Origin of the sequence: Hymenobacter sp. ISL-91, from assembly GCF_018613725.1 — a bacterium.
Lineage (GTDB): Bacteria > Bacteroidota > Bacteroidia > Cytophagales > Hymenobacteraceae > Hymenobacter.
This window is the reverse complement of record NZ_JAGGPS010000011.1, coordinates 19,413-21,014: the sequence shown is the minus strand read 5'-3', so window position 1 is coordinate 21,014 and position 1,602 is coordinate 19,413. Positions and strand designations below refer to the sequence as shown.

Annotated in this window: 1 protein-coding gene and 1 pseudogene; both read right to left on the bottom strand. The window is 61.0% G+C overall.

All coding sequences use genetic code 11. The annotated features are described in order from the left end of the window. Window positions 1-17: 17 nt before the first annotated feature. Window positions 18-968, bottom strand: coding sequence for an IS481 family transposase (locus J7E24_RS06370; RefSeq protein ID WP_215136304.1), 951 nt, complete (start codon window positions 966-968; stop codon window positions 18-20). Continuing rightward, window positions 881-1,602 (bottom strand): annotated as a pseudogene (locus J7E24_RS06365) (hypothetical protein); the annotation flags it as partial. The pseudogene J7E24_RS06365 and the gene J7E24_RS06370, both read right to left, overlap by 88 nt.

Below are 1,602 nucleotides of genomic sequence, written 5' to 3'. Positions count from 1 at the left end.
TTAATTGAGAACAGTTCCTAGTTGTATAGTCCCAGCGTGAGGTGGGTCGGGTCCTGGGTGAAGTTAACGGAGTTTTTCTGCCACTCGGCACACACAAATTCATGTGGCGTGAGGCCGCGCAAGGTCTTGAGCCGTTTGGCGTGGTTGTAAGCCAGCAAAAAGGCTTGTAGGTGTTCATTAAGTTCTTGCGTCGTCTGATAGTGAAAGCGCTGGACAGTGGCCTCTTTCAGCGTGCGATTCATCCGCTCGACCTGGCCATTGGTCCAGGGATGAGCGGGCTTGGTCAGGCGATGCTCGACGCCATATTCGCGGCAAACGCGGTCAAAACTGTGCCCGCCTGGTAGTACTTGATGCGGCTGCGCCGTGAACTGGACGCCGTTATCGGTCAATACCTTGTGTACTTTGTAAGGCAGTTTGTCGAGCACGCGCCGTAGGAATTCTGCTGCTACCACCCGCTTCGCGCGCGAATGGAGTTCGGCAAAGGCGACCTTACTGGTGCGGTCGATGGCCACAAACAGGTACTGTTTGCCTTCCTCGGTGTGCACTTCGGCAAAATCGACGTGCAGATAGCCGATAGGGTAGTCCTTGAATTTCTTTTTCGGCGGGCTTTGGCCCTCTTCGCTTAGCGGCAAGCGGCTGATACCATGCCGTTGCAGACAGCGGTGCAGCGCCGAGCGTGAGAGGTGGGGAATGGTGGCCTGCAAAGCATAAAGACAATCATCGAGCGGCAGCAAGGTGTGCTTTCTAAAAGCCACGATGATGGCCTCCTGCGCGAGCGTGAGCACGGTGGAAACCGGTGTCGGCCCCATTGCAGCATCCGTTGTCGTGGTGCGTTTGCGCCACTTGGCGACTGTCTTGGGGTTGATGCCGTGGCGAGCGGCTAACGTTTGTAGGCTTTCCTGACTACGTTGGATAGCGGCCCGTATTGCCGCAGTTGTGCGGGCGCTGCCGTGGAGTACTTGTCCCATAAGTTCGTGCGAAATTCCAGCCCGGAAAATACACCATCTCTCTCTGGGACTATACACCTAGTCCACTCCAGGCGCTCGGGCAGTTGCAGGTGGTTGTAACGAATCAGGCGGATGCCCTTGTTGAGGTCGCTCGTTAGGCTGCCCGCCGCATCGTATGTGTAGTCGGGCTGCTGGCTGCCACCCGTGGCCCCGTCCGTGAAGTCAGGCCGCTCGGGCAGCTTCGCCCCGAAGGCCGTGGCGGCGGGGGCCAAATCGTCGACTCGCAGCAGCCGGTTGCTGCTCGGCTCGGCGCTACTGCCCACGGAAGAGGCGTAGCGGTAGCGCAGGTTGTCGGTCTCGGCAAACTGGGCGGCCACCGTGCGGCTGGCCGTGGCCACCAGCCCGCGGCGGCGCAGCGTGAGCAGGTTGCCGCCCGCGTCATACGAGGCGGCGTAGAAGCGGTAGTTACCCCGCTCCGCCCCCCAGCCGGCGGCCGGCGTGGCCCGGGCCACGTAATCGCCCTGCAAGAGGCGGTTGAGCTTGTCGTAGCGGTAGCCGTAGGCCCGCTCCACCCCGTCGCTGGCCGCCCGCCAGCGCTGCCCGGCGATGTTGCCGTTGTAGGGGTTCTTGTTCCAACGGGGCGGATTTACACGCT